This window comes from Salegentibacter maritimus, from assembly GCF_016236915.1.
In the GTDB taxonomy this organism is placed as follows: Bacteria; Bacteroidota; Bacteroidia; order Flavobacteriales; family Flavobacteriaceae; genus Salegentibacter; species Salegentibacter maritimus.
The window spans coordinates 1-738 of record NZ_JAEHOK010000057.1; the positions used below are offsets into that span (position 1 = coordinate 1).

A 738-nucleotide genomic window follows, 5' to 3' on the forward strand; every position below is an offset into this window, starting at 1 on the left:
AATTTCTATCATCGCTCCACAGGTATCTGCATCTGCAGTAGTATTGATAGCTTCCACAGCAGCGATTACCGGTGCCTGGTCGTCAGTTACCGTTATGGTTTGTGTACAGGTAGTTTTATTGCCAGCTGAATCAGTTACCGTCCAGGTAACGATAGTTTCTCCCAGTTCAAACACTGATGGAGCGTTGTTGGTAATGATTAATTCTGAATCACAATTGTCTTCGGCAATTAGCTCGCCAAGCATTAATTGGGAAGCAGTACATTCACCTTCATCTACAAATACATTTATTAAGTCGGAAGGACAGGAAACTATTACCGGTGCCTCTTCATCCAAATCGGCTTCTATAGTTACTTCAACTTCCGATTCACAATCATCATTTTGTGCTACTAGATAATAAACTCCCGGAGCCAGGTTAGTAATCGAACCATTCTCGTGGGTATATTCATTTTGTTCGTTATCTCTAAGGATATAAGTTAATTCTTCCTCAATTTCAAATTCAAGGCTTCCGTTATCTAAATTACAAGTTGTATTAGTAATAGAGATAACTGTTGGAGCAATTGGAGTTCCCAGGTTTTCTATGATTACCAAAGCTTCAGAAACAGACTCACAATCGCCATTGTTTGCCTGTACAAAATAAGTACCTGCACCTAATCCGCTGAATTCTCCATTTGCAATCGAATTGCTTACCGGGTTTTGGTTTTCATCTAAAAGAGTGTAAGTAATTCCCTGTACCGTAGT

The 738-nt window shown here is 39.6% G+C and carries 1 protein-coding gene; it reads right to left on the reverse strand.

The window, feature by feature from the left end; translation table 11 throughout:
* On the reverse strand, positions 1 to 738 hold a 738-nt coding region (locus I6U49_RS16820; protein WP_198629697.1), incomplete at both ends, for an HYR domain-containing protein.